This is a genomic window from Burkholderia sp. Ac-20349 (genome assembly GCF_017104865.1).
GTDB classification, from domain to species: domain Bacteria; phylum Pseudomonadota; class Gammaproteobacteria; order Burkholderiales; family Burkholderiaceae; genus Burkholderia; species Burkholderia aenigmatica.
In genome coordinates this window covers 1-24,742 of sequence record NZ_JAAGPM010000095.1, presented here as the reverse complement: position 1 = coordinate 24,742, position 24,742 = coordinate 1, and the positions used below count along the sequence as shown (strand labels likewise).

Below are 24,742 nucleotides of genomic sequence, written 5' to 3'. Positions count from 1 at the left end.
ACGCGCGTCAGTCGCACACGAGCAGCTCGATCCCGCGCGCGGTCAGCGCACGGCGCACGGCCTTGTCGGGCGCGCGTTCGGTCACGAGATAGCGGGCGGCCGCCGTGCCGTTGATCCGCACGGGCGTCACGCGGCCGAATTTCGAATGATCGGCGACGATCATCGCGGTGCCGGCCGCCGCGATCATCCGGCTGCGCACCTCGGCCGCGAGCCGCGAGTAGTCGGTGCATTCGCCGTCGGGCGTGATGCCGCCGGCGCCGACGAACGCGAAATCGACGTGGTACTGCGCAAGCTGCTGGATCGTGTCGAACCCGAAGGTGGCGTCCTCGTCGTCGGACAACTCGCCGCCGAGCAGCGTCACGCGGTTGCCGTTGCGCCGGGCGAGCACGAACGCGGTGCGCCAGTCGTTCGTGTAGATCGACAGCCGGTGCCGGTCGGCGAGCGCGAGCGCGACCGCATGCGGCGTGCTGCCCGAATCGATCAGCACCGACGCATCGTCGGGCACGAATTCGGCCGCGCGCCGCCCGATCGTGCGCTTCGCTTCGGCGTTCGCGGCCTCGCGCTCGGACAGGCTCGGCTCGCGGCGGTCGGCCGCCAACGCGCCGCCGTGCGTCATCACGAGCAGGCCGCGTGCGGCCAGTGCGTTCAGGTCGCGCCGCACGGTCTCGCGCGACACGTCGAGCGAGCGGACGAGTTCCGCAACCGACAATGCGCCCGACCGTCCGAGCTCCGACAGGATGAATTGATGACGTTGTTCCGCCAGCATCGCGTATGCGCCCGAGGCGACTGGTAATGGGTAAGCCGACCATTGTATTACGGCCGTTTGACCGGCATTTGACTGCGCCGCGAAACCGGGCCGGCCGCGTTTCCCGAAAGCGAAATTCTGTATTGCCTGACGCGCGCGAATCGGCGCGGCGCCGGTTGCTACACTTTGCGCTTCGCCGAACGACAGACCAAGCAAAGGGGCTCGCGCCATGTATCGCAAAGGCAGTGTGATCGAAATCCAGTTTCCGCCCGAACGACTCAACGACGCGGCCGGCGATCCGTACTGGATCGATCTGACGCTCGACGAGGCACGCCGGCTGTACGAACAGCTCGCCGCGCGCTTCGCGACCGACGCGCGCGCCAACCAGCCGCTCGACACCTTCTCGATCGACTGACCCCCGCGGCGTCACGCTCGCCCGCTCCGCCTGCGGGGCGGCGCCCCTCCCCTGCCCCGCCCGGCCCGACGGCCGCATGCGCGGCACGCAGCATGAGTGCAGGATTCGACAAGACGCCGGTATCGCTTCCCCCGATACTGGCTGGCTTTACGATTCTGTCCGGCCGCCTCGCGGCCCGCCACGCATGCTGACCTCGATCGTCGCCGCCGCCTTCGTCGCACTCTGGTCCACCGGCTTCATCGTTGCGCGGGCAATCAAGCCCTACGCCGATCCCAACCTGTTCCTGCTCGCGCGTTTCGCGGGTACGGCCACGCTGTTCGGCGCAGTGGCGCTCGTCACGCGCGCGCCGTGGCCGGCCCGGCGCGAATGGCCGCGTCACCTGATCGCAGGCGCGCTGCTGCAGGGCGTCTATCTCGGCGCGAGCTACTGGGCCGTCGCGCAAGGGCTGAACGCGGGCGTCATGGCGCTGCTCGGCGCGCTGCAGCCGCTCGCCACCGCCGTGCTCGCCGTCCCGCTGTTCAACGAGCGCCTGCCCGCGCGCGGCTGGTTCGGGATGGCGCTCGGGCTCGCCGGCGTCGCACTCGTGCTTGCACCGAAGGTCACGGGCGGCGTCGCGCCGCCGCCGGGTGCGGCGCCCGCGTGGCTCGTCATCGCCGTCTCGGTGCTCGCGGTCGGCTCGATCACCGCCGGCTCGCTGTACCAGAAAGGCAAGCTCGCGCAGAGCGACCTGCGCACGGCCGTTGCCATCCAGAACTTCGGTGCGGCCATCGTCGCGGCGATCTTCGTCGCGCTGCTGCACGAGACGCGCTGGATCGGCGCGCCAACGCTGTGGGTGTCGCTCGTGTGGGGTGTCGTGTTCCTGTCCGGCGCCGCAATCTCGATGCTGATGTGGATGCTGCGGCGCGGCAACGCCGCGCGTGCGACATCGCTGCTGTTCCTCGCGCCGCCGCTGGCCGCGCTGCAGGGCTACTGGCTGTTCGGCGAAACGCTCGCCGCGATCCAGCTTGCCGGCTTCGCGCTCGCGCTGGTGGGCGTCGTACTCGCGCGGCGCTGACGCGCGCCACAGGGCCGGTACCCGCATCGGAACCGTGCGCCAGGATGCCCCGCGCGCGGCATCCTGCACCCGCCCGGCGCACCGTGCACCACGGCGAGGCAGCCCGTCTCGCCGAAGCAACGCGAAATCGCCGGATCGCACGCCCGGCGCGGCGCCGCGCCGCGATTGCGCTTATGATGGGCGCCTTGATTTCGTTCCGGAACTCCCTTCATGACATCCGCCGATTACGCCAGCCGCCAACGCGCGATCATTGCCGAACTGAACGTCGCCCCGCACTTCGACGCCGAGGCCGAGATCGCCCGCCGCGTCGAGTTCCTCGCGCAATACCTGCGTTCGACCGGCCTGCGGACTTACGTGCTCGGCATCAGCGGTGGCGTCGATTCGTCGACGGCCGGCCGGCTCGCGCAACTGTCGGTCGAAAAGCTGCGCGCCGACGGCTACGATGCCCGCTTCATTGCGATGCGCTTGCCGAACGGCGTGCAGAACGACGAAGCCGATGCACAGCGCGCGCTCGCGTTCATCCGCGCGGACGAGGAACTGACCGTCAACGTGAAGCCCGCCGCCGACGCCATGCTCGGCGCGCTGGCCGCATCCGGCCATGTGTTCGACACGCCGGCGCAGCAGGACTTCGTGCACGGCAACATCAAGGCGCGCGAGCGCATGATCGCGCAGTACGCGGTGGCCGGTGCGCAGCGCGGCATCGTGATCGGCACCGATCACGCGGCCGAGTCGCTGATGGGTTTCTTTACGAAATTCGGCGACGGCGGCGCGGACATCCTGCCGCTCGCGGGGCTGAACAAGCGTCGCGTGCGCGCGGTGGCCCGTGCGCTCGGTGGCGAGGAACTGATCGTGATGAAGGTGCCGACGGCCGACCTCGAGGAACTGCGCCCGCTGCGCCCCGACGAGCACGCGTACGGCGTGAGCTACGACGAGATCGACGATTTCCTCGAAGGCAAGCCGGTCAGCGACCACGTGTACGAAACGGTGCTGCGCTTCTACGACGCTTCGCGCCACAAGCGCGCGCTGCCGTACACGATGTTCGACTGGCCGACTGCACAGGCATAAGCCGGCCGCCCCGGCCGGACCATACCGCCGCGCGCACCGCTACGGCTGCGCGCGGCATCCTCCCGACGGGCACCGCTACGCGTGCCCGCCCGTCTTCGACGCCTGCAGCGCGCGTATCCGCATCCGCGCGCCCGTATCGCTGACCGTCGCGTCGTACATCGTCGCGAGATCGCGCTTGAGCGCGGTACGCGAGCCGCCGTCGAGATACACCATGTGCCCCGACGGATAGAAACGCGCGGACAGGTTCTGCCGCACCTTCTGATCCTCGAGCGGCATCTGCTGCAGGTCGATCACGGTCTGGTAGAACGGCGTGACGAAATCGTAGAAGCCGTTCGCCGACAGCACCTTCAGGTCGACGTTCAGCGCCATCACCGCGGCGAGATCGCCGGCCGTATAGAGGATCACGTTCCCCTGCGCATCGATGCCCTGCTGCGCGCCGGTCGGATCGATGTGGCTGAAATCCCAGTTCTGGAACGCCTGGTCGTTCAGGTCGGTGAACGCGGAATTCGACGTGAACTTCAGCTGCTCGTTCAGGTAGCTGTTCCACATCGCCGTATAGACGCCCGTCACGGCCGTCATCGTCGGATCGTTGCCGCCCGAGTTCGGGTCGATCTTGCCGGCGATGCCCGACGAGATTCCGGTCACGCGACCGTCGTACGAGCCGAGCGCGAGCCCCTGCGCATGCAGCAGCGTCGTCAGGAACAGCGAATTGCCGCGCGTGTCGTAGCCGGCGATGTTGAGGCTCCACGATTGCAGCGTCGCGGTATCGATGCCCGTGTATTGCGACAGCTTCTGCACGGCGGCCGGATCCGCATGCGGGACCGTGCGCAGCGCGTTCAGGTAGTCGGTGCGCGAGAACTGCGCGACTTCCTCGACGAACGCGCCGAGATCGGTCGGCGCCGGCGTGACGCCGAGTTTCTTGTGATACCACGCGTCGGCCGCCGCGGTCGGCAGCGCGCCGACCGGGTTGCCGGCCTGCCGGTAGTCGAGGATCGACGATTGCAGCGTGACGCCGTTCAGGTCGACGCCGTCCTCGTGCAGCTTGTACGCGAGCACGCAGCTGCGCGCGGTGCCATACGATTCGCCGAACAGGTACTTCGGCGAATTCCAGCGGTTGTTCTTCGTCAGGTAGCGCTTGATGAACTGCTTCAGCGAATCCGCGTCCTGGTCGACGCCCCAGAAGTTGCGGTTCTTGTTCGGCGCGACGGCCGCCGAATAGCCGGTGCCGACCGGGTTGATGAACACCAGGTCGCTGTGGTCGATCATGCTGTCCGGGTTGTCTTCCATCTGGTACGGCGCGGGCGGCGTGAACCCCGGCATCGACGTCTTGATGCGCTTCGGCGCAAACGAGCCCAACAGCACGAACACCGACGACGAGCCCGGCCCGCCGTTATAGAAGAACGTCACGGGCCGCGTTTCTTCCTTTGCGCCGTCGGCCGTGAACGCGACGTAAAAGAGCTTCGCGGCGGGCTGCGAACTGCTCGGGTCGACCGTCACGAGATGGCCGGCCGTCGCCGTGTAGGCGATGCGCTTCCCGTCGATCAGGATCGTGTGATGCGTGATCGCGGCCGCCTCGGTCGTGTCGGTCACAGAGTCGTCGGGGCCGTTGCCGTACGCGACCGGATCGAAGAACGGCTGGTCGCGGCCGAGGCTGAGCGCGACCGGGTTGACGGTCGGCGGCACGCCTTGCGAATTGTGGTCGCCGTGATGCAGCGGATACACGCCGCCGGAAGATGCGGAATCGATGCCCATCGTGCTGCTCCTGGAGGTGAGAAAAAGGCGCGGGCAGGCCGCCCGCGCCATACGGAAAGACGTGACCGGCGGCCGTCAGCTCGACGGCTTGCGCGTCAGGATCGGGGCGAGCTGCGCGCCGTTCGGGCTGCCGAGGCCCGTGCACGCATCCCAGCCCTGCGCGGCGGCATAGGTGCCGTTCGAGCCCTGCGTGATGTCGCGCAGCGCGCCCGGATTCTTGTAGAGCACCGGGTTGACCCAGCCGGCAGTCGCACCGCCCGCCGCCGCACTCGCCGCCGCATTGATCCGTGCGATCAGCGCGGCCCACAGTGGCGCGACCGCGCTCGTGCCGCCCATCACCGTGGCTGTGCCCGCGATCGACACTTCGTAGCCTGTTTGCGGCGACGCATCGCCGGCGACGTCCGGCACGCCGCGCTTCGCGAGCGGTGTGCTGCTGCCGTCGGCGCGCGTGACGTTCAGCCCCTGTTGCCACGCCGGCAGGTCGAACAGCGTGCTGACGCCGCCCCCGCCCGCGCCGCCGCCGGCCGCCTCGTCGTTCCACGTGACCTCGCTGCGGATGCCCTGCCCGGGCAGCGCGTCGAGCTGCGTGCCGCCGCAGCCGAGCACGTACGGGCTCGAGGCGGGGAAGTCGACATGATCGGCGCCGTCCTGCAGCCCGTCGCCCGAGCCGCTGTCGCCGGATGCCGCGCACACCGTGATGCCCTGCGCAGCCGCTGCCTGCAGCACACGGTTGAACGCCTGCGCGGACTGCGTCTGCCAGATCGCCTCCGGGCCGCCCCAGCTGATCGAGATCACCGATGGCTTGTTGGTCGTATCGCTGACGGCCGCGTTGACGGCCTGGATGAAGCCCGCGTCGCTGTTCGCCGCGAAGTAGACGGCGATCTTCGCGGCCGGCGCGATCGCACCGGCGATTTCGATGTCGAGCGCGACTTCGCCGTCCGGGCCGCTCGGGTCGCCGGTCGGCGTGTTGCGGCCGGTGCCGACGTTCACGTCGACGAGCGTCGGCGGCGTCGTGATGCCGAGCCCGCGGAAATACTGCTGGATGTCGGCCGCGCGGTAGCCGCCGCCGAGCTCGATGATCGCGATGCATTGCCCGGCGCCGTCGCCGGCCGGAAAGCCATACAGCGACGCCAGCTGGATCGGGGTGAACGTGACGCCCGCCGCGCCGCCGCGCGCGGGCTTGAACGGTGGACGCAACCGGAAATGCGGCCGCGCCTGCGGGCGGCTGTCGAGGCCGAGCACGGCCGTGACGGCGTCGCCGAGATCGTCGGGCAGCGCGATCGGGCCGGAGCGGCCGCGATACTGGCCGATCGACTGATGCTCGAAGCGCTCGAGCTTGACGCCGAACGCGGCTTCGAACTGCTGGATCGTGCCGGACAGCACGACGACGCTTTCGACCGGATCGACGCGATCAACCGTCAACTGGTGACGACGAGCGAAGTCCTCGGCCTTGCGAATGTCGTCGGGATTGGCGGAAAAGCGTTGCGCGAAGGTTGCGCGCGACACCGGTTTCGCTTGCGCGTCGCCGGTGGCGAGCTGGTGAAGCAGCGTATCGAGTTGCCCTTCTTCCTGCCGCCGCAACATGATCGTGACGTGGATGCGTTCTGCCGGATCGCACGGGCCGAGGCACTTGGACTCGGCGACGATTCGGGGTTCACGGTCGGCGTGAAGATGCCTTGCCATGTTCAGACCCTCCTTGGTACCGCGTTGCACGGAACAGCCAGGAAATCGGACAGGGCCGGCGGGAGACGGTTCCGTTCGGTCGGTCGGGTTCGCGCAGCGCGAAGTAACAGGGAGTTTAGAACAGTCAGACGATTTGCGCGCACGCCCTTCTGCGACGGGGCGCACGCGCGGGCCGGCGTTGCGCACGGCCTGCATCCGGTGCGGCGACGCGCCGCGCGACTTGCGCCGGCGCGACGCCGCATCGGCGCTCAGTCCATCGACAGGCGCAGCGCAAAGCCGATCAGCGCTGCGGAAAACGTCCAGCGCTGCACCGTCTGCGCGAGCGGATGCGCGCGCATCCACGCGGCGATCCGCGACGCGCCGAACACGCACGCGAGGTCGAAGCACACGCCCGCCGCCACCAGCAGCGCGCCCAGCTCGAACATCTGCAACACGACCGGCCCGGCCTCGGGGCGCACGAACTGCGGCAGCAGCACCGAGCAGAACAGCAGCGCCTTCGGGTTCAGCAGGTTGGTGAGCAGGCCCTTCACGAACGACTGGCGCAGTTCGCCCGCCGAGGCCGCCGCGTCGCCGTCGCCGAGTGCGAACACGGGCGAACGGAACACCTGTATCGCGACATAGGCGAGATAGAGCGCGCCGCCGTAGCGGATCACTTCGTAAAGCCACGGCGCACTGCGGATCAGCGCCGCGACGCCGCAGGCGGACAGCGTCACGTGCGCGGTGCGGGCGAGCGACAGGCCGGCCGCCGCCGCCATCCCTGGCCGCACGCCGCGGCCGATGCTGGTCTGCAGCACCAGCGCCATGTCCGGCCCCGGCACCGCATAGATGGCCGCCAGCGCGGCGAGATAAATCAACAGCAAATGCGTGGAAATCATGGTCTGCCCCTGTCCTCTTACGACGATATGTTGCCGCCAGAGGACGAGGGATTATTGGCCATCTTTGGCTCAGGATTGGCGATCTGTAGGGGAATCCGCCACAATCACCAAATCCGCACCAGGAATCCGCCAACATGACCGAACTCGACAAAACCGACCGCGCCATCCTTGCCGCGGTGCAGCGCGACGGCCGCCTGCCGATTGCCCGCCTCGCCGACACCGTGGGCCTCTCCGAGACCCCTTGCGCGCGGCGCCTGAAGCGCCTCGAAACCGACGGCTACATCGAGCGCTACCGCGCGCAACTGTCACGCCAGGCGCTCGGCTTCGGCGTCGTGGCGTTCGTGCTCGTGCGGTTCGCCACGCACGACCGCAAGACCGCTGACCGCTTCGAACGGGAAGTGCTCGGCATCGAGCGGATCCTGGCGTGCCACAACGTGGCGGGCACCGCCGACTATCTGCTGCAGGTCGTGGCGCGCGATCTCGACGATTACGGCACGTTCCTGCGCGAATCGCTGCGGATGCTGCCCGGCGTGACGTCGATCGAATCGGCGCTGTCGCTGCGCGAGGTCAAGCATGACGCGGGGCTGCCGGTGCCGTGATGCCGGCAGGCGGACCGCACACGCAAGCCGCACCCTGCGGCCGGTTCGTCACTTCGACGCCGATCGATGTGGGTCGCGTCGGGGCATGCGGCCGCAACACTCCTCCACATTGTTGATGCCGGCGGCCTACGCGATGTCGGGCGGCTGGTGCGCGCGTTCGAGATCCTCGAGAAAGGCCTCGACGAGCGGATTGCCGCGCCCGTTGCGCGCGACGACCATGTGGAACGTCACGTCGTAGCGCAACTGCTCCGGATTGAGCGGCGTGAGCAGCCCCTGCGCGACGTACGGCGCCGCGAAGTGCTGCGGCAGATAGCCGAGGTGGTGGCCGGACAGGATCAGCAGCGCAACGGCCTCCATGTTGTCGGCGGTCGCGGTCACGCGGTCGGGCGTCGTCGACATCTGCGCTTCGGGCAGCGGATACGAGCGCCACGCCCATTCGAAGCCCGCGACGTCGGCCGGCGTCAGCGCGCCAGCGCCGTCGAACAGCGGATGGCCACGGCCGCAGTACGCGACCTGGCGCTCGATGAACAGCGGCGTGTAGTGCAGCGACGGCACCCGGTGCCAGAAGTAGCCGACCGCGATCTGGATCTCGTCGCTCAGCAGTTTTTCCTCGAGATCGCCCGGCGCGCGCACGGAGATCGAGAAACGCACGGCCTCGTCGCGGGTGCGGAACGCGGCGATCGCCTCGGCGATCCGCGCGTTCTGGCTCACCGGCGTATGGCCGATCAGGCCGATGTGCAGCGTGCCGACCAGCTGGCGGTCCATGTGCCGCGCGGCCATCCCGAATTCGTCGAGCGCCGCGAGCAGCTTGCGGCTCATCGCATGGAACCGCTCGCCCTTCGGCGTGAGCCGGAAGCCGCTGCGGCCGCGCTCGCAGAGCCGGTAGCCGAGCCGCGTCTCGAGCGACGACAGCTGCGCGCTGATCGTCGACTGCCCGACGTTCAGCACCGCCTGCGCGGCCGATACGCCGCCTGCGTCCGTGACCGCGAGAAATACGCGGATCAACCGCAGATCGAGGGTCGACAGATTCCCCAGCACGCTCATCCCCTTCCATACATCGATGAGAATCGATGTTTACGTCGATATCTTCGCATTCTTCTTTCCGGCCCGAGCGCGTAAAACTGTGCGCCAAGCCGCGTCGCATGATACGGCAACCCCACATCGGAAGAGACAGCCCATGAACGACCACACCCATTTCCAGCCGCTCGGCGGCAATGAAATGCCGCGCTGCGGCGGTATCGCGACGATGATGCGCCTGCCGCACGTGGCAAGCGCCGCAGGCCTCGACGCCTGTTTCGTCGGCGTGCCGTTCGATCTCGGCACCTCCAACCGCACCGGCGCGCGCTTCGGCCCGCGCCAGATCCGCACCGAATCCGTGCTGCTGCGCCCGTACAACATGGCGACACGCGCCGCGCCGTTCGATTCGCTGCAGATCGCCGACATCGGCGACGTCGCGATCAATCCGTACAACCTGCACGATTCCATCGCGCGCATCGAAGCCGCGTACGACGCGATCCTCGAGCACGACTGCAAGCCGATCACGCTCGGCGGCGACCATACGATCGCGCTGCCGATCCTGCGCGCGATCCACCGCAAGCACGGCAAGGTTGCATTGATCCACGTCGATGCACACGCCGACGTGAACGACACGATGATGGGCGAAAAGATCGCGCACGGCACGCCGTTCCGCCGCGCGGTCGAAGAAGGCCTGCTGCACGGCGACAAGGTCACGCAGATCGGCCTGCGCGGCACGGGCTACGCCGCCGAGGATTTCGACTGGTGCCGCGAGCAGGGCTTCCGCGTCGTCCAGGCAGAGGAGTGCTGGAACAAGTCGCTCGCGCCGCTGATGGAAGAAGTGCGCGCACGCGTCGGCGACACGCCCGTCTACATCAGCTTCGACATCGACGGCATCGACCCGGCCTACGCGCCGGGCACCGGCACGCCGGAAATCGCGGGCCTCACGGTGCCGCAGGCGCTCGAGATCATCCGCGGCGCGAAGGGGCTGAACATCGTCGGCTGCGATCTCGTCGAAGTCGCGCCGCCGTACGACCCGTTCGGCACCACGGCGCTGCTCGGCGCAAACCTCGCATACGAGCTGCTGTGCGTGCTGCCGGGCGTCGCGTACCGCGACTGATCCCCGCGCCACGACTATTCCAAATCAGAAGATTCAGAGGAGCACAAATCAAGATGGGGACTTCCGTCAAGCAACCCAAGCGGGCGGCGCTCGCGTCGTTCGTCGGCACCACGATCGAGTGGTACGACTTCTATAGCTACGCGACCGCCGCCGCCATCGTGTTCGGGCCGCTGTTCTTCCCCGGCGAAAACCGCTTCATCAGCCTGCTCGCGTCGTTCGGCTCGTTCGCGGTCGGCTTCTTCGCGCGGCCGCTCGGCGGCGTGATGTTCGGCTATCTCGGCGACCGCTTCGGCCGCAAGCGCTCGTTGCTTGCAACGCTGATGCTGATGGCCGTGTCGACCGTCGCGATCGGCCTGCTGCCGACCCATGCGCAGGCCGGTGTGATCGCACCGATCCTGCTCGTGCTGATGCGCGTGCTGCAAGGCATCGCGGTCGGCGGCGAATGGGGCGGCGCGGTGCTGCTCGCCGGCGAGCATGCGCCGGAAGGCAAGCGCACGTTCTTCGCATCGTTCGCGCAGCTCGGCAGCGCGAGCGGCCTGATCCTGTCGATGCTCGCGTTCGGCGCGATCAGCACCCTGTCGAAGGAAGACATGATGAGCTGGGGCTGGCGCGTGCCGTTCCTCGCGAGCTCCGTGCTGCTGATCGTCGGCTTCGTGATCCGTGCGAGCGTGTCGGAATCGCCCGAGTTCGAAGAGATCAAGAAGAGCGGCAACATCGCGCAAAAACCGCTGCGTGAAGCGCTCAAGTACTGGCCGCTGCTGCTGCTCGCGATCGGCGCGAACGTGTATGGCATCGCCGGCGTGTATTTCAGCAACATCTTCATGATCAGCTACGCGACGCAGTTCCTGTCGCTCGACCGGTCGATGGTGCTGCATTGCATGACGATCGTCGCGGTGCTGCAGTTCGTCGTGCAGCTCGCGGCCGCGTTCCTCGCGCAGCGCTTCGGCACCACGCGCGTGCTGCTGATCACCGGCGCATGGGCAGCGATCGTCCCGTTTCTGATGTTGCCGCTCGTGCACATGGGCACGCCGCTGTCGATCACGGTCGGCGTCGGCCTCGCGACGCTCGCGGAATCGGGCTACTACGCGGTGGTCGCGGGCTTCGTCAGCGGCATCTTCGTCGCGCGGATCCGCTACACGGCGATCTCGATCGCGTACCAGGTGTGCGGCGCGCTCGCCGGCGGCCTCACGCCGCTGGTCGCGACCATCATCGCGCAGAACACCGCGCCGCAATGGTGGCCGCTCGCGCTCCAGTACACGAGCGCCGCGCTCCTGTCGTCGCTGTGCGTGTGGCTGATCTCGCGCCGCGTCAGCATCGACGATGTGGGTGCGCCGAGCCGGAAGGAAGAAGTGCCGCTGCCGCGCGGCGCGCGCACCGCGTAACGTCCCGCAACGGGCAGGCAACCTCGCCTGCCCGTTTTTCATTAGGCAGCCCGGCGGTGCGCCGCACCGCCTGCCTCACCCCGCATTCATCGCCTGCCTCGACGGCGTCGCGGCAGGCAGGCGCACGCGGTCGCCTTGCCGAATCGCGTGCGACCCAGGAGACACGACCGCCATGAACCGCCCCGACACGCTCGATCTCGGCCACACCGAATCGGCCGGCCTGGCGATCGAGCACCACTCGATCGACTACATTCCGGAACACGAACGCCACGCGAAGCTCGCGAGCCAGGGGCCGTTCTGGTTCCTCGGCAACTTCCATTTCTTCACGATCTCGATCGGCTTCGTCGGGCCCGGCATGGGCCTGTCCGCCGGCTGGACGACGCTCGCGGGCGCGCTCGGGATCATGTTCGGCACGATCTTCATGGCGTTTCACGGCTCGCAGGGCCCCGAGATGGGGCTGCCGCAGATGATCCAGTCTCGTGCGCAATTCGGCTATCGCGGCGTGATCGTCGCGCTGCTCGCGACGCTGTTCGTGTTCGTCGGCTTCAACGTCGTCAACGTATCGCTGCTGGTCGACGGCGTGCACAACGTGTTCGGGATCGACGGCGGTTTCGTCGCGATCGCGGCCGTCGCGACCGGCGCGCTGCTCGCGATCTACGGGCACGACCTGATGCACCGAACCTTCACGTGGGCACTGATCGCGACTCTGCCGCTCTATGCGCTCGTCACGCTCGCGCTCGCGTTCGGTCACGCGGCGCCGGCACCGGCCGCCGTACCCACCGTCGCACCGGGCTTCAACTGGATCGGGTTCGCCACACAGTTTGCGATCGCCGCCAGCTACAACATTTCGTATGCGCCCTACGTGTCCGACTATTCGCGCTATCTGCCGAAACACACCAGCCGCGCGAAGCTGATCGCGGTGATCTTCGCCGGTGCATCGCTGTCGGGCACCTGGATGATCGGGCTCGGCGCGTGGCTCGCGCAGAAGCTGCACGCGGCGGACGCACTGGTCGCGATGAACGACGTCGGCGCGTCGCTCGTGCCGGGCCTCGGCAAGCTGATCGCGATCGTGTCGCTCGTCGGCTTCCTGCCGATCATCGCGCTCAACGCATACAGCGCGATGCTGACCGTGCTGACCGGTATCGACTCGATCGTGCCGATCCGGCCGACGCGCCGCGCGCGCGTCGCATCGATTGTCGCGATCAGCACGTTCGTACTCGCGTGCGTGTTCGCGATCCGCGGCAACGGCATCGCGCTGCTGCAAACGTTCCTGACGCTGATGCTCTACTTCCTCGTGCCGTGGACCGCGGTGAACCTCGTCGACTATTTCTTCGTGCGACGCGGCCACTATGCGATCGCGCATTTCTTCACGCCGGGCGGCCTGTACGGCGCCTGGCAACCGCGCGGCATCGTCGCGTATCTGGTCGGCTTCGGGGCGATGGTGCCGGTCTTCTCGATCGTCGATGCCGAAGCGAACCGCGAGATCTTCGTCGGCCCGTTCGCACGCCTGCTCGGTGGCGTGGATATCGCCTGGCTCGTCGGCCTGGTCGTCGCGGGGGCCGTGTACTGGCTACTGTCCCGCTCGCTCGATCTGGACCATGAGCGCCAGGTGATCGCGGCAACGCCGACCCCTGACGCACCGACCGGTACGCCCGGACACCAGGGCATGTGACGAAGCAAGCGGCAATCGTCAGCGTTCCGGATTGCCGACTTCAGGCGCGTCCTTCGTGTAATACATCGCGCCGCCCCCGATCGGCTCACGACCGTTCGCCTCGCGCTGCAGGTTGGTATCGCGCAGCGAATACGCATATACGCAGTACTCCTGCTGAGAAAACGTCTCGCGCTTTCTGATCTCGATCATGCGTGCCGAGCCGCCGCCCTGGCGCCAGCTGTATTCCCGGGATATCAACCCTGGATAGCGCGCGGTGCGCTCGAAACGCATGTCGAAGCACATTTTGCAGCGCACGCCGCGCGCGGGCTCGTGCTCCATCCCGCGCACGCGCGCGAACCAGTCGTCGCAATCGTAATCATGTCGGATCCTTGAAAACGACTTTCCCGATCACATTGCGCAGCGTGGTATCGGCCAGCTCGCCACGTTCCTTCGCCGCGCCAAGTTCCGTAGAAGAAAAATCCAGGTCGAGCAACGCGGCTTGTGCTTCATCGCATTCAACCCACGCGCGGGCAATGGTACGCAACGCGTCCCGATCGGTCCGCCGCAGCCGGTCCACCACCGCACGGCCGACCTCTTCGTACATCGCCTGGCAATCGTCGCTGTCGTCGTCAAGCGACTTCAGCAGCCGTTCGATCGCGTCGTTTTCCACATTTCTCACCTTGCCCTCCTCAGCGTGCTGTCACGAATACATCGGGAAACGTTTGGTCAGCTCGGCGACCTGTGCACGCACACGCTCGATCGCCCACTGCTCGACGACGTCGACGTACTCGCAACCGCCGCAATAGCGCTTGCCCGGATAACCTTCCGCGTACTTGTTCGTGAGCGGCGAACCCTGCGCGGCCATCACGGCCGGGCTCGCGTCGTTTTCCGACGCGATCAGCTCGATGTGATCTTCCTGGCGTCGGTTTTCTTCCTGGATGGCATCGAACAGTTCCGGGGCGGTCGGGTCGAGCGGGTAGTGGCCGCGTTCGAACATGGCAGGAAGGGGATCCAACAAAACAAGCAGGGGAAGCGACACGTCCCGGGGCCGGCCCGGGACGATCTCGATCCGTGCGACACCCGCCGCCGGATCATCGATCCGGGCAGCAGGCACGCAGCGTTCGCGCGTTACTGCATCTGGTTGCGCAGCGTCTTCGCGGCGGCGACCATGTTCGTCAGCGCCGGAATCACTTCCGCCCACTGGCGCGTCTTCAGGCCGCAGTCCGGGTTCACCCACAGGCGTTCCGCTGGAATCCGCTCGGCCGCCTTCTTCATCAGGCTGACGATGTGGTCCTGCGTCGGGATGTTCGGCGAGTGGATGTCGTACACGCCCGGCCCGATTTCGTTCGGATACTTGAAGTTGTCGAACGCGTCGAGCAGCTCCATGTCCGAGCGCGACGTCTCGATCGTAATCACGTCCGCGTCCATGTCGGCGATCGACGCGATGATGTCGTTGAACTCCGAATAGCACATGTGCGTGTGGATCTGCGTATCGTCCTGCACACCGTTCGCGGTGATGCGGAACGATTCGACCGCCCACTTCAGGTATTCGCCCCACTGCGCACGGCGCAGCGGCAGCCCTTCGCGCAGCGCGGCCTCGTCGATCTGGATCACGCGCACACCGGCCTTCTCGAGATCGAGCACTTCCTCGCGGATCGCCAGCGCGAGCTGGTAGCAAGACACCGAGCGCGGCTGGTCGTCACGCACGAACGACCAGTTCAGGATCGTCACGGGGCCGGTCAGCATGCCCTTCATCGGCTTGTTCGTCAGCGACTGCGCATACGTGATCCACTCGACCGTCATCGCCTTTGGGCGGCTGATGTCGCCGAACAGGATCGGCGGTTTCACGCAGCGCGAACCGTACGACTGCACCCAGCCGAACTGGCTGAACGCATAGCCGTCGAGCTGCTCGCCGAAGTATTCGACCATGTCGTTACGCTCGGCTTCGCCGTGCACGAGCACGTCGAGTTCCAGCGCTTCCTGCTCGCGCACGCTGCGTTCGATTTCAGCCTGCATCGCCGCGCGGTAGCCTGCTTCATCCAGCACGCCGGCCTTGAACTGGCTGCGGGCCTGGCGGATTTCGCCGGTCTGCGGGAACGAGCCGATCGTCGTCGTCGGGAACGCCGGCAGGTTCAGGCGTGCCGACTGCTTCGGCGCGCGCTGCGTATAGGGGCTCACGCGGTTGCCGAGCTGCGCGTCGATCCGGGCAATCGCAGCCTTCACCGCCGGGTTGTTCACGCGCGGCGAATGGCGGCGCGACTGGATCGCGGCGGCGTTCGCGGCCAGCGCATCGGCGACCTTGTCGCGGCCCTGGTTCAGCGCGGTCGCGAGCACCTTCAGTTCGTCGAGCTTCTGCAGCGCGAACGCGAGCCACGCGCGGATCTCGGCGTCGAGCTTCTCTTCGCTCGCGAGATCGACCGGCACATGCAGCAGCGAGCACGACGGCGCGAGCCACAGACGGCTGCCCAGTTGGGTCGCGAGCGGCTCGATCCAGTCGAGCGCGGCGTTCAGGTCCGTCTTCCAGATGTTGCGACCGTTGATCGCACCGACCGACAGCACGCGCTCGGCCGGCAGTTCGCGCACCAGCGCGTCGATTTCGTCACGGGCGTTGATCGCATCGATGTGCAGGCCGTCGACCGGCAGCGACGCGGCGAGCGCGAGGTTGCCCTGCAGCTGGCCGAAATACGTCGCGAGCAGCACCTTGATCCGGCGCGTTTCGAGCGCCGCGTACGCGGTCTTGAACGCTTGCTGCCATTCGGCGTCGAGCTCGGTAACGAGGATCGGTTCGTCGATCTGCACCCATTCGACGCCCTGTGCGGTCAGCGTGTCGAGCAGCGCGCCATACACCGGCAGCAGCTTCTGCAGCAGCGCGAGGCGATCCGAGTCGTCCTTCGCCTTGCCGAGCCACAGATACGTGACGGGGCCGATGATCACCGGCTTCGCCTTCACGCCCTGCGCCTTCGCTTCGGCGAGTTGCAGCAGCAGGCGCGACGGGTCGAGCGAGAAGTTCGTGTCGGCGTGGAATTCCGGGACGATGTAGTGATAGTTCGTGTCGAACCACTTCGTCATTTCCCCGGCCGCGACGCCGCCGCAGCACGCTGCGTGCGCTTCTTCCGACTGCGCCGAACGGCCGCGCGCCACGCGAAAATAGTTGTCGAGCGCATCGCCGTGGAAGCCCTGCACGCGCTTCGGCAGGTTGCCGAGCGTGAAGCTCATGTCGAGCACCTGGTCGTAGAACGCGAAGTCGCCGACCGGCGCGAGATCGAGGTCGCGCTGGTCGCTCCAGTGACGCTCGCGCAGTTGCGCGCCGAGCGCCTTCAGTTCGTCGCGCGACGATTCGCCCTTCCAGTAGCGTTCGAGGCCGAACTTGAGTTCGCGCTTGGCGCCGATGCGCGGGAAACCGAGATTGTGTGTCGTCACCATGGCGCTGCCGTCCAGAAGTAGTGAAGGTCCGGCAACCATGATAGGTATTTCAAACCATGAAATAAAATGGCATTATTTCATTTATCCATTAAAGTTGTTCATGCACATGCAGGATGAGCGATAACCATGCTGGAACGATTCCATCTCGTCGTCATTCGTGAAGTCGAGCGCCAGGGCTCGCTGACTGCGGCCGCCAACGCGCTGCACCTCACGCAATCGGCGCTCAGCCATACCGTCCGGAAAATCGAGCAGCAGCTCGGCACGCCGATCTGGGATCGCGAGGGGCGCGGCCTGCGGCTAACGCAGGGCGGGCAGTATCTGCTGAAGCTGGCGAACCGGCTGCTGCCGCAGTTCGAGCTGGCCGAGGAGCGGATGAAGCAGTACGCGAAGGGCGAGCGCGGCACGCTGCGTATCGGGATGGAGTGCCACCCGTGCTACCAGTGGCTGCTGAAGGTCGTGTCGCCGTACCTGTCGCGCTGGCCCGACGTCGACGTCGACGTGAAGCAGCGCTTCCAGTTCGGCGGGATCGGCGCGCTGTTCGGCTACGACATCGACGTGCTCGTGACGCCCGATCCGCTGAACAAGCCGGGGCTGCGCTTCGACCCCGTGTTCGACTACGAGCAGGTGCTGGTGGTCGCGGACGCACACCGTTTCGCCAACGCCGATTACGTGACGCCCGAGCAGCTGACCGACGAAATCCTGATCACCTATCCGGTCGAAACCGACCGGCTCGACATCTACAACCAGTTCTTGACGCCGGCCGGCATCGTGCCGAAGCGGCACAAGTCGATCGAGACGACCGACATCATGTTGCAGATGGTGGCGAGCGGGCGCGGCGTGGCCGCGCTGCCGAGATGGCTGGCCGACGAATACGCCGACCGGATGCCGGTCGTGCCGGTCAAGCTCGGCAAGAAGGGGATCGCGAAACAGATCTTCCTCGGCATCCGCGAGGCGGATGCGTCGATCGACTATCTGGCCGCGTTCGTCGCGCTGGCGCGCGAATCGACGTGGGGCGCGCCGCGCATGCTGCGCTAGGCGCGCCCCGTGGCAGTGCGCGTCAGGCGGCGCGCATGCCGATACGTTCGCCGCGCTCGACCCATGCGCCGAACAGCAGGCCGATCGTCGTCCACATGATCACCTGCATGCCGATCGCCGCGGCGCGGAACTTCCACAGCACGACGGCCGGGAAGGCAGCCGGCACTTCGTTGATCGACGGCAGCCCGAGCTGCACGGCCGCGATGATCACGATGAACACGAGCCCCGCGACGATCGACGCGTTCCATTGCCCGAGCTTCGCGAGCAGATGGCGGCGCACGCTGACCGAGAACACCATCGTCGCGATCGAGATCGCGATCATCAGGAAGAACAGGCCCGTGCGATAGCCGATCGTGTCGGGGTCTCCAACCGATGGCGGATTGGCCGGGTACTTGATGTTCGGCACGATCACGAGCGCGATGAACGCCGCCAGCGCGAGCCACGCGGCCAGCGGTCGTGCCGGGAGACGGCTGCCGCGACCATAAGCATATGCAAAGACCAGCGAGAACAGCCCGCCGAACGCCGCGCCATAGGTCACGACGCCCGTCAGCAGGCCGAAGCCGGCCTGCGTGTGGCGGCTCACCAGCTCGGGTTCCGGCGCGTCGCCCTTGGCGGCGTCGAGTTTTTCTTCGAAGGAGATCGCCTGATCGACTTGCGGTTCGCCGACGATTTTCGCGAAACCGAACGTGAGGAGGCCTGCGGCGATGCCTGCGAGCATCCCGCGCATGAGCAGCTTTCCGACCATCGTGAACTCCGCGTCAGTGGCAGGGGAAGCCGAGCAGATGGCGACCGTCGTGGACGAACTCGTGCACGTACATGCCCGGCACGAGCGACGTTGCGCCTTGTTCCGCGCCGACGAAATAAATCGCGAGCAGCAGGATCAGGCCGACGAACACGGCCCACGGCAACAGTTCACGGACGGGGATGGGCGCCGGTACGACCGCCGGCTTCAGCACTGCTTCGCTCATGGATGCACCTCAGGGGAATCGCGCCCCGACAAATGTTGGATGGGTACGAAGGCAGGTCTGGCTTCCGGGATCATGGATCACCGGTTACAGTGGCGCGACCGCGCCGGAATTGCACCGGCTTCCGCGTTTCGTATCGGGCGAATTGTACGCGCGAACGTTCGCGTGTTGAAGCAGCGAAAAATGGGCGAACGCGCCCGTCCCGGCTCCCCCGACAACCCACATGAACCTGCACGCCTCGCTGCGCCTGATTGCACACGCATCGACCCGGGCGATGCGCACCGGCACGTTTCCCGACGACGATCTGCTCGACGCGCACGGGCTCGCCGACGCCGCGGCGCTGCGCGACCGGTGGACGGACGTCGCCGGCTCGCTCGTGCTGTGCAGCCCGGCGCGCTGTGCGGTGCAGACCGCCGATGCGCTCGGCCTGCACGCCGACATCGACGACGCGCTGCGCGACATCGATTACCGAAACTGGCGCGGCAAGCGGCTGCACGACCTCGCGCGCGACCAGCCTGACGAGCTGGGCGCGTGGATCGGCGATCCGTTGGCGTCGCCGCACGGCGGCGAATCGTTCGATGCAGCCATGCGCCGCGTCGGCACATGGTTGAACGCGCTGCAACACGGCCGAGACATCGTCGCCATCACGCATGCGCCGATCGTGCGTGCGGCCGTCGCGCATGCGCTGCGGATGGATTCCGGCGCGGCAACCCGCATCGACGTGGCGCCGCTATCGTGCACGACATTCGCTGCGTCGCCGCACGGCTGGATGTTGATCGCGGACGGCGATCGGCGCGACACTGGCGCCTAGCCTCCTGCCGTGTTGCGTTCGCGAAATGGACCACGACGCCAGCCGACGTGTTGTGTCGTATCGCAATCGCATGGCGATGTTCAGCTTACGTCGCCGCAAGCCCCACCGTTCGCCATCCCTTACTGTCATCAAACTGACTGCTAGCCGAAGCTAGGATCGGTCGCGGTTCCCTTACGAGATACCGTCATGAATCAACCTGCTTCGTCTACCCCGAACAGTCCGGGTTCCGTCGAGCGCACCAGGCAGCTCGGCTATGCCGTCTTCCTGCTGGTGCTCGCGATTGGTGCGGTCTATATCGCCACGCACCTGATCGACGATCTGTCGCCGATGCGTGAAGGATCGCTGTTCCCGTACCTGATGCTCGGCGCTGCACTGCTGATCGCGCTCGGCTTCGAATTCGTCAACGGTTTCCACGACACCGCGAACGCGGTCGCGACCGTGATCTATACGCACTCGCTGACACCAAACGTCGCGGTGATCTGGTCGGGCCTATGGAACTTCCTCGGCGTGATGATCTCGAGCGGTGCCGTCGCGTTCGGCATCCTGCAACTGCTGCCGGTCGAGCTGATCCTGCAGGTCGGCAGCGGCGCGGGCTTCGCGATGGTGTTCGCGCTGCTGATCGCCGCGATCGTGTGGAACCTCGCGACCTGGTACTTCGGGTTGCCGTCGTCGAGCTCGCATACGCTGATCGGGTCGATCATCGGCGTCGGGCTGATGAACCAGCTGATGCACGGGCCGTCCGGCACGAGCGGCGTCGACTGGGGCCAGGCGCTCGGTGTCGGCAAGTCGCTGCTGCTCTCGCCGATCGTCGGCTTCCTCTGTGCAGCGCTGCTGCTGCTCGTGCTGAAAGCCCTCGTGCGGATTCCGGAGCTGTACAAGGAGCCGCCGAAGGATCAGCCGCCGCCGTTCTGGATTCGCTGCCTGCTGATCCTGACCTGCACGGGCGTGTCGTTCGCGCACGGTTCGAACGACGGGCAGAAAGGGATGGGCCTCATCATGCTGATCCTGATCGGCACGGTGCCGACCGCCTATGCGCTGAACAAGGCCGTCACGCCGGCCGAGACGCAGACGTTCGTCGCGGTCGCGAACCAGGCAGCCGCGACGTTCGGGAAGTACACGAACGGCGTCGCACCGTCCGCGAATCCGCGAGCCGACGTCGAGCTCTACGTACAGCATCGCGAGCTGACGCCGGCCGTGATCCCCGCCGTTCAGCAATTGTCCACGTCGCTCGCGACCGCGGTCGGCGCGTCGGGCTCGATGGCGGCCGTGCCGCAACGCGACATCGACAACGTGCGCAACACGATGTATCTGGTGTCCGAAGCAATCCGCCTGATCGAGAAATCCGGGCAACCCGCGTTCGCCCCCGACGACAAGCTCGCGATCGACAACTATCGCAAGCAGCTCGACCACGCGACCAAGTTCATTCCGACGTGGGTGAAGGTTGCGGTCGCGATCGCACTGGGCCTCGGCACGATGGTCGGCTGGAAGCGGATCGTCGTGACCGTCGGCGAGAAAATCGGCAAGCAGCATCTGACGTACGGACAGGGCGCGTCGGCCGAACTCGTCGCGATGCTCACGATCGGTGCGGCCGACGTGTACGGATTGCCCGTGTCGACGACCCATGTGCTGTCGTCGGGCGTCGCGGGCACGATGGCGGCGAACGGCTCCGGGCTGCAATGGGGCACCGTGCGCAGCCTCGTGCTGGCGTGGGTGCTGACGCTGCCGGCGTCGATCGTGCTTGCCGGCGGGCTCTACTGGTTGTTCCGGTCGGTGGCCTGAACGAGCGGCGACGGCGGCCGGCGAAAGCCGGTCGCCTCACCTCGCTTCGTGCAGATTCGACCCTCGCTTTTCCGCTGACGCGCGCCCGGCTCCCTGGCTCCACTGAACCGCGCTTCGCATCGGCCGGTGTCGCACCACCTGGCTTCTTCGCGCGACACGCGCGCCCCTCTTCGAATTGAAGCGCAAGATCTGGAGCGCATTGGCATACGTGCGACATTAGACTGGGGCCATCGACTCTCATCGTGGATCCCATCATGCGCGCAACGCCACCGGACACCGCTTCGCTGCCTCTATTCATGCCGCCTGCCGCGCAGCGAAGCCAGTCGGTGCCTCGTACCGATCCGCAGCCCGCGGTCGAATCCGACGACATCGCACAACGCACGAACGCGCTTGACTGGGCAGCCGTCGCTGCCGAACTGGATCGCCACGGATGCGCGCGCGTGCCGGGCCTGCTGTCCGCGCACGAATGCGATGCGCTCGCGTCGCGCTATCCGGATGACGGGCTCTACCGATCGCGCGTCGTCATGGCGCGGCACGGCTTCGGGCGCGGCGAATACAAGTATTTCGCCTATCCGCTGCCTCCGCTCATTGCCGAGTTGCGTGCGACGATCTACCCGCATCTCGCGCCGATCGCGAATCGCTGGAACCAGGCGCTCGGCATCGACGCCCGGTATCCCGACGACCATGCGAGCTTCCTCGATCGTTGCCACGCAGCGGGACAGACACGGCCGACCCCGCTGATCCTGCAATACGGCCCGGACGACTATAACTGCCTCCATCAGGATCTCTACGGCGAGCACGTGTTCCCGCTCCAGGTCGCCATCCTGCTGTCGGCGCCGGGGCGCGATTTCACGGGCGGGGAGTTCGTCCTGACGGAACAGCGGCCGCGCATGCAGTCGCGTGCGGAAGTGGTGCCGCTGACACAAGGCGACGCGGTGATTTTCGCGGTCCACGGCAGACCGGTGCAGGGTACGCGCGGCGTTTACCGCGTCAACCTGCGTCACGGCGTGAGCCGCATCCGGGCCGGTCATCGTCATACGGTCGGCATCATCTTTCACGACGCGCAGTGACGTCTATCGCCACGCACGGGGAGAGGCGATGCGGTTCGGCGGTTCGGCGGTTCGGCGGTTCGGCGGTTCGGCGGTTCGGCGGTTCGGCGGTTCGGCGGTTCGGCGGTTCGGCGGCAGATTAGCGCATAAAATGCACGGACGTTCCCGCATCACACTACCATCGTCGCGAAAGTCGCGTATCGCGCCGAGTCGCGCCTCGCCCATAGGTGCGCGAGCGGAAACGAAAACCCGCACCGACCGCCGCGCAAACGTGAGCGACGGGCCGGCTTACCCGCGCGCCATGCCCGCTCGCAGCCGATCGCCCGCATTGGCCGCCAGCCGTGCATATCCCGGTAACGTGAGTAACGCGAGTACGCCCGCGGCGACGAACGCCCAGCGGAAATCGTCGAGCACGTAGTGAACGCCCGTCGCATCGCCGCGCGCCAGCGCTGCCACCCGCAGCGACAACGCGCCGAACGCGATGCCCATCCCGATCGTCATCTGCTGCGCAGCGCTCCACAGCGTACTGGCGGCACTCGTCTGCTGGGCCGGGATATCCGCATAGGCCAACGTCGCAAGCGTCGTGAACTGCATCGACCGCGTCAGTCCGTACACGAACACGACAAGCAGCGTGATCGCCAGCGGCGTCGACGCGGTCAGCCACCCGCACGCAATCGTGAAGAAGCCGACGATCGTTACGTCGACGAGCGCGACGCGCCGGAAGCCGAAACGGTCGAGTATCCACGACGTGCCTGCCTTCATGCCGAGGTTGCCAAGCGCACTGGCGAGCAGCAGCAGGCCGGACTGGAACGGCGACAGCCCGAAGCCGATCTGGAACAACAGCGGCAGCAGGTACGGCACGGCATTGATCGCCATGCGCGTGACCGAGCCGGTGATCACCGTGACCGAGAACGTCGGCACCTTCAGCGTCGTGAAGTCGAGCAGCGGATGCTCGCACCGTCGCGCATGCAGCCAGGCGGCGATGCCGAACAGCACGCTCGCGCCCACGAGCAGGCCCGCGCGGGCAAACTGCGCATCCTGCTGGCCGGCCGTTTCGGTGCCGATCAACAGGCACGTCAACGCACCGCCCGCGAGCACGAAGCCGACCCAGTCGAGCGGCCGTTGCTCGTCGGCGCGCGTGTTGCGGACGATCAGCCACGTGCAGACCAGCGCCGCGATGCCGAACGGCACGTTCAGCAGGAAGATCCATCGCCACGATGCATAGGTCGTGATGAAACCGCCGATCGGTGGCCCGACGACTGGCGCAACGATGCCGGGCCACGTGATCGTCGCGATCGCGCGCATCAGCTTCGCCTTCTCCGTGCTGCGCACGACGATCATTCGCCCGACCGGCACCATCATCGCCCCGCCGACGCCCTGCAGCAGCCGCGCAGCCGTGAACGCCACGACGCCATTGGACAGCCCGCACAGTACGGACGCACCGGTAAAGATCACGATCGCGCTCCCGAACACCGTGCGCGAACCGTATCGGTCCGCGATCCAGCCGCTGATCGGGATGAACACCGCGAGCGCGAGCATGTAGGCCGTCATCCCGAGGCTCAGTGCGTTCGGCCCGACGCCGAACGAGTTCGCCATCTGCGGCAGCGCAGTCGCGATCACGGTCGTGTCGAGGTACTCCATGAAGAAGGTCGCCGCGACGAGATACGGCAAGAAGTCGGTCGTCCTATCACTATGGGCAGAGCGGGCAGTCATGAACGATGCGGGAGACGGAATACGGAGGACACCGACTGCCAGCGGGTACCTGGAAGCACCGGGAATCGGGACGAATGGCGATATTACCCCGAAGGGCTTGCACCCCGCTCTGCTGAGCATGTCGCGCGGATGGACTTTATGCGCATAGATTTCTTTGACGAATTCAGATTGCGTTCGCCGAATGACGCCTATGATCAGGCCGACGCAACGCGCCGAAGGATGAAGGGCTCAGGAAATCTTTCGCTAAATCGAGTCATTCATCGAGCATTTCCGACGAACGTCGCGCATCGTCGCCCATTACAAACTCGCGCGTAGAAGGAACGATATTAGCTGGGCGCCAACTGGAGGGGGATTGATGTGATGTGCAGCGGAACGCACTGGGTGATTTCAGGTGCGCAGCGTGAGGATCGCTCGAGAACGGCTGGTGCCAGGATCGACTCATCCGGCGCCTAGTTCCCGCCAGGCTGCCCTCCCGGCCCCATGCACATTTCCGTCGCGCCAATGCAAAAACCCCCGCCTTTCGGGCGGGGGTTTCTGGCTTAGGGAGCCTGACGATTACCTACTTTCACACGGGAATCCGCACTATCATCGGCGTAGAGTCGTTTCACGGTC

Annotated in this window: 21 protein-coding genes, 2 pseudogenes and 1 riboswitch; of the genes and pseudogenes, 11 read left to right on the top strand and 12 right to left on the bottom strand. The window is 66.7% G+C overall.

Going from position 1 to position 24,742, the window contains the following annotated elements:
* Nucleotides 1-7: 7 nt before the first annotated feature.
* On the bottom strand, nucleotides 8-766 hold the full coding sequence (locus G3N61_RS26385) for a DeoR/GlpR family DNA-binding transcription regulator (protein WP_089451863.1): 759 nt from the start codon (nucleotides 764-766) through the stop codon (nucleotides 8-10).
* A gap of 208 nt (nucleotides 767-974) precedes the next feature.
* Between G3N61_RS26385 and G3N61_RS26380 the strand changes: the two genes are divergently transcribed.
* The 3 genes from G3N61_RS26380 to nadE all read left to right on the top strand — a co-directional run bounded on the left by G3N61_RS26380 (nucleotide 975) and on the right by nadE (nucleotide 3,279).
* Nucleotides 975-1,160 (top strand): hypothetical protein, encoded by a 186-nt coding sequence (locus tag G3N61_RS26380; RefSeq protein WP_006480515.1) that lies wholly within the window; start codon nucleotides 975-977, stop codon nucleotides 1,158-1,160.
* 184 nt (nucleotides 1,161-1,344) lie between these two features.
* Nucleotides 1,345-2,214, top strand: a complete 870-nt coding sequence (locus G3N61_RS26375; RefSeq protein ID WP_089451862.1) for a DMT family transporter — start codon at nucleotides 1,345-1,347, stop codon at nucleotides 2,212-2,214.
* Nucleotides 2,215-2,424: 210 nt separating this feature from the next.
* A complete protein-coding gene (gene nadE / locus G3N61_RS26370) occupies nucleotides 2,425-3,279 on the top strand; it encodes an ammonia-dependent NAD(+) synthetase (protein ID WP_089451861.1) in 855 nt (284 codons plus the stop codon).
* 75 nt (nucleotides 3,280-3,354) lie between these two features.
* On the opposite strand, the gene G3N61_RS26365 is transcribed toward nadE, so the two are convergent.
* From G3N61_RS26365 to G3N61_RS26355, 3 genes are all read right to left on the bottom strand, one after another.
* Nucleotides 3,355-5,031 carry a peptidase S1 gene (locus tag G3N61_RS26365; RefSeq protein ID WP_043180808.1) on the bottom strand — a complete coding sequence of 559 codons (1,677 nt, stop codon included), beginning with the start codon at nucleotides 5,029-5,031 and terminating at the stop codon, nucleotides 3,355-3,357.
* 75 nt (nucleotides 5,032-5,106) lie between these two features.
* Nucleotides 5,107-6,714 carry a S53 family peptidase gene (locus G3N61_RS26360; protein ID WP_205823958.1) on the bottom strand — a complete coding sequence of 536 codons (1,608 nt, stop codon included), beginning with the start codon at nucleotides 6,712-6,714 and terminating at the stop codon, nucleotides 5,107-5,109.
* A 248-nt stretch (nucleotides 6,715-6,962) separates the two neighbouring features.
* Nucleotides 6,963-7,589 (bottom strand): LysE family translocator, encoded by a 627-nt coding sequence (locus tag G3N61_RS26355; RefSeq protein WP_043180813.1) that lies wholly within the window; start codon nucleotides 7,587-7,589, stop codon nucleotides 6,963-6,965.
* Nucleotides 7,590-7,723: 134 nt separating this feature from the next.
* On the opposite strand from G3N61_RS26355, the gene G3N61_RS26350 reads away from it, so the two are divergent.
* Entirely contained in the window at nucleotides 7,724-8,188 is a 465-nt protein-coding gene (locus G3N61_RS26350) for an Lrp/AsnC family transcriptional regulator (protein ID WP_043180815.1), read from the top strand.
* A 126-nt stretch (nucleotides 8,189-8,314) separates the two neighbouring features.
* On the opposite strand, the gene G3N61_RS26345 is transcribed toward G3N61_RS26350, so the two are convergent.
* Nucleotides 8,315-9,226, bottom strand: a complete 912-nt coding sequence (locus G3N61_RS26345) for a LysR family transcriptional regulator (RefSeq protein ID WP_043181461.1) — start codon at nucleotides 9,224-9,226, stop codon at nucleotides 8,315-8,317.
* A gap of 139 nt (nucleotides 9,227-9,365) precedes the next feature.
* On the opposite strand from G3N61_RS26345, the gene speB reads away from it, so the two are divergent.
* The 3 genes from speB to G3N61_RS26330 all read left to right on the top strand — a co-directional run bounded on the left by speB (nucleotide 9,366) and on the right by G3N61_RS26330 (nucleotide 13,376).
* A complete protein-coding gene (speB, locus tag G3N61_RS26340) occupies nucleotides 9,366-10,322 on the top strand; it encodes an agmatinase (protein ID WP_006752372.1) in 957 nt (318 codons plus the stop codon).
* A 53-nt stretch (nucleotides 10,323-10,375) separates the two neighbouring features.
* Entirely contained in the window at nucleotides 10,376-11,704 is a 1,329-nt protein-coding gene (locus G3N61_RS26335; RefSeq protein WP_205823957.1) for an MFS transporter, read from the top strand.
* Nucleotides 11,705-11,876: 172 nt separating this feature from the next.
* A complete protein-coding gene (locus G3N61_RS26330; protein WP_205823956.1) occupies nucleotides 11,877-13,376 on the top strand; it encodes a cytosine permease in 1,500 nt (499 codons plus the stop codon).
* Nucleotides 13,377-13,394: 18 nt separating this feature from the next.
* Here G3N61_RS26330 and G3N61_RS26325 read toward each other — a convergent pair.
* From G3N61_RS26325 to metE, 4 genes and pseudogenes are all read right to left on the bottom strand, one after another.
* A pseudogene (locus tag G3N61_RS26325) lies at nucleotides 13,395-13,733 on the bottom strand (epoxyqueuosine reductase QueH); the annotation flags it as partial.
* Entirely contained in the window at nucleotides 13,732-14,034 is a 303-nt protein-coding gene (locus G3N61_RS26320) for a hypothetical protein (RefSeq protein WP_205823955.1), read from the bottom strand. The gene G3N61_RS26320 and the pseudogene G3N61_RS26325, both read right to left, overlap by 2 nt.
* A 63-nt stretch (nucleotides 14,035-14,097) precedes the next feature.
* Nucleotides 14,098-14,352 (bottom strand): annotated as a pseudogene (glyA, locus tag G3N61_RS26315) (serine hydroxymethyltransferase); the annotation flags it as partial.
* A 131-nt stretch (nucleotides 14,353-14,483) separates the two neighbouring features.
* On the bottom strand, nucleotides 14,484-16,778 hold the full coding sequence (gene metE, locus G3N61_RS26310) for a 5-methyltetrahydropteroyltriglutamate--homocysteine S-methyltransferase (protein ID WP_205823954.1): 2,295 nt from the start codon (nucleotides 16,776-16,778) through the stop codon (nucleotides 14,484-14,486).
* Between the two features lie 126 nt (nucleotides 16,779-16,904).
* Here metE and G3N61_RS26305 point away from each other — a divergent pair, with 126 nt between their 5' ends.
* On the top strand, nucleotides 16,905-17,813 hold the full coding sequence (locus G3N61_RS26305; protein ID WP_205823953.1) for a LysR family transcriptional regulator: 909 nt from the start codon (nucleotides 16,905-16,907) through the stop codon (nucleotides 17,811-17,813).
* A gap of 22 nt (nucleotides 17,814-17,835) precedes the next feature.
* On the opposite strand, the gene G3N61_RS26300 is transcribed toward G3N61_RS26305, so the two are convergent.
* Together G3N61_RS26300 and G3N61_RS26295 are read right to left on the bottom strand one after the other, a co-directional pair.
* On the bottom strand, nucleotides 17,836-18,558 hold the full coding sequence (locus tag G3N61_RS26300) for a CbtA family protein (protein WP_043180826.1): 723 nt from the start codon (nucleotides 18,556-18,558) through the stop codon (nucleotides 17,836-17,838).
* Nucleotides 18,559-18,571: 13 nt separating this feature from the next.
* Nucleotides 18,572-18,781, bottom strand: a complete 210-nt coding sequence (locus G3N61_RS26295; RefSeq protein WP_011353973.1) for a CbtB-domain containing protein — start codon at nucleotides 18,779-18,781, stop codon at nucleotides 18,572-18,574.
* Nucleotides 18,782-18,813: 32 nt separating this feature from the next.
* Nucleotides 18,814-18,956: riboswitch (cobalamin riboswitch) on the bottom strand.
* 45 nt (nucleotides 18,957-19,001) lie between these two features.
* Here G3N61_RS26295 and G3N61_RS26290 point away from each other — a divergent pair.
* The 3 genes from G3N61_RS26290 to G3N61_RS26280 all read left to right on the top strand — a co-directional run bounded on the left by G3N61_RS26290 (nucleotide 19,002) and on the right by G3N61_RS26280 (nucleotide 22,438).
* Nucleotides 19,002-19,589, top strand: a complete 588-nt coding sequence (locus G3N61_RS26290) for a histidine phosphatase family protein (protein WP_205823952.1) — start codon at nucleotides 19,002-19,004, stop codon at nucleotides 19,587-19,589.
* 186 nt (nucleotides 19,590-19,775) lie between these two features.
* Nucleotides 19,776-21,368, top strand: a complete 1,593-nt coding sequence (locus tag G3N61_RS26285; protein WP_205823951.1) for an inorganic phosphate transporter — start codon at nucleotides 19,776-19,778, stop codon at nucleotides 21,366-21,368.
* 326 nt (nucleotides 21,369-21,694) lie between these two features.
* On the top strand, nucleotides 21,695-22,438 hold the full coding sequence (locus G3N61_RS26280; protein WP_179258757.1) for a 2OG-Fe(II) oxygenase: 744 nt from the start codon (nucleotides 21,695-21,697) through the stop codon (nucleotides 22,436-22,438).
* A 267-nt stretch (nucleotides 22,439-22,705) separates the two neighbouring features.
* On the opposite strand, the gene G3N61_RS26275 is transcribed toward G3N61_RS26280, so the two are convergent.
* Entirely contained in the window at nucleotides 22,706-24,130 is a 1,425-nt protein-coding gene (locus tag G3N61_RS26275) for a DHA2 family efflux MFS transporter permease subunit (RefSeq protein WP_043180837.1), read from the bottom strand.
* Between the last annotated feature and the right edge of the window lie 612 nt (nucleotides 24,131-24,742).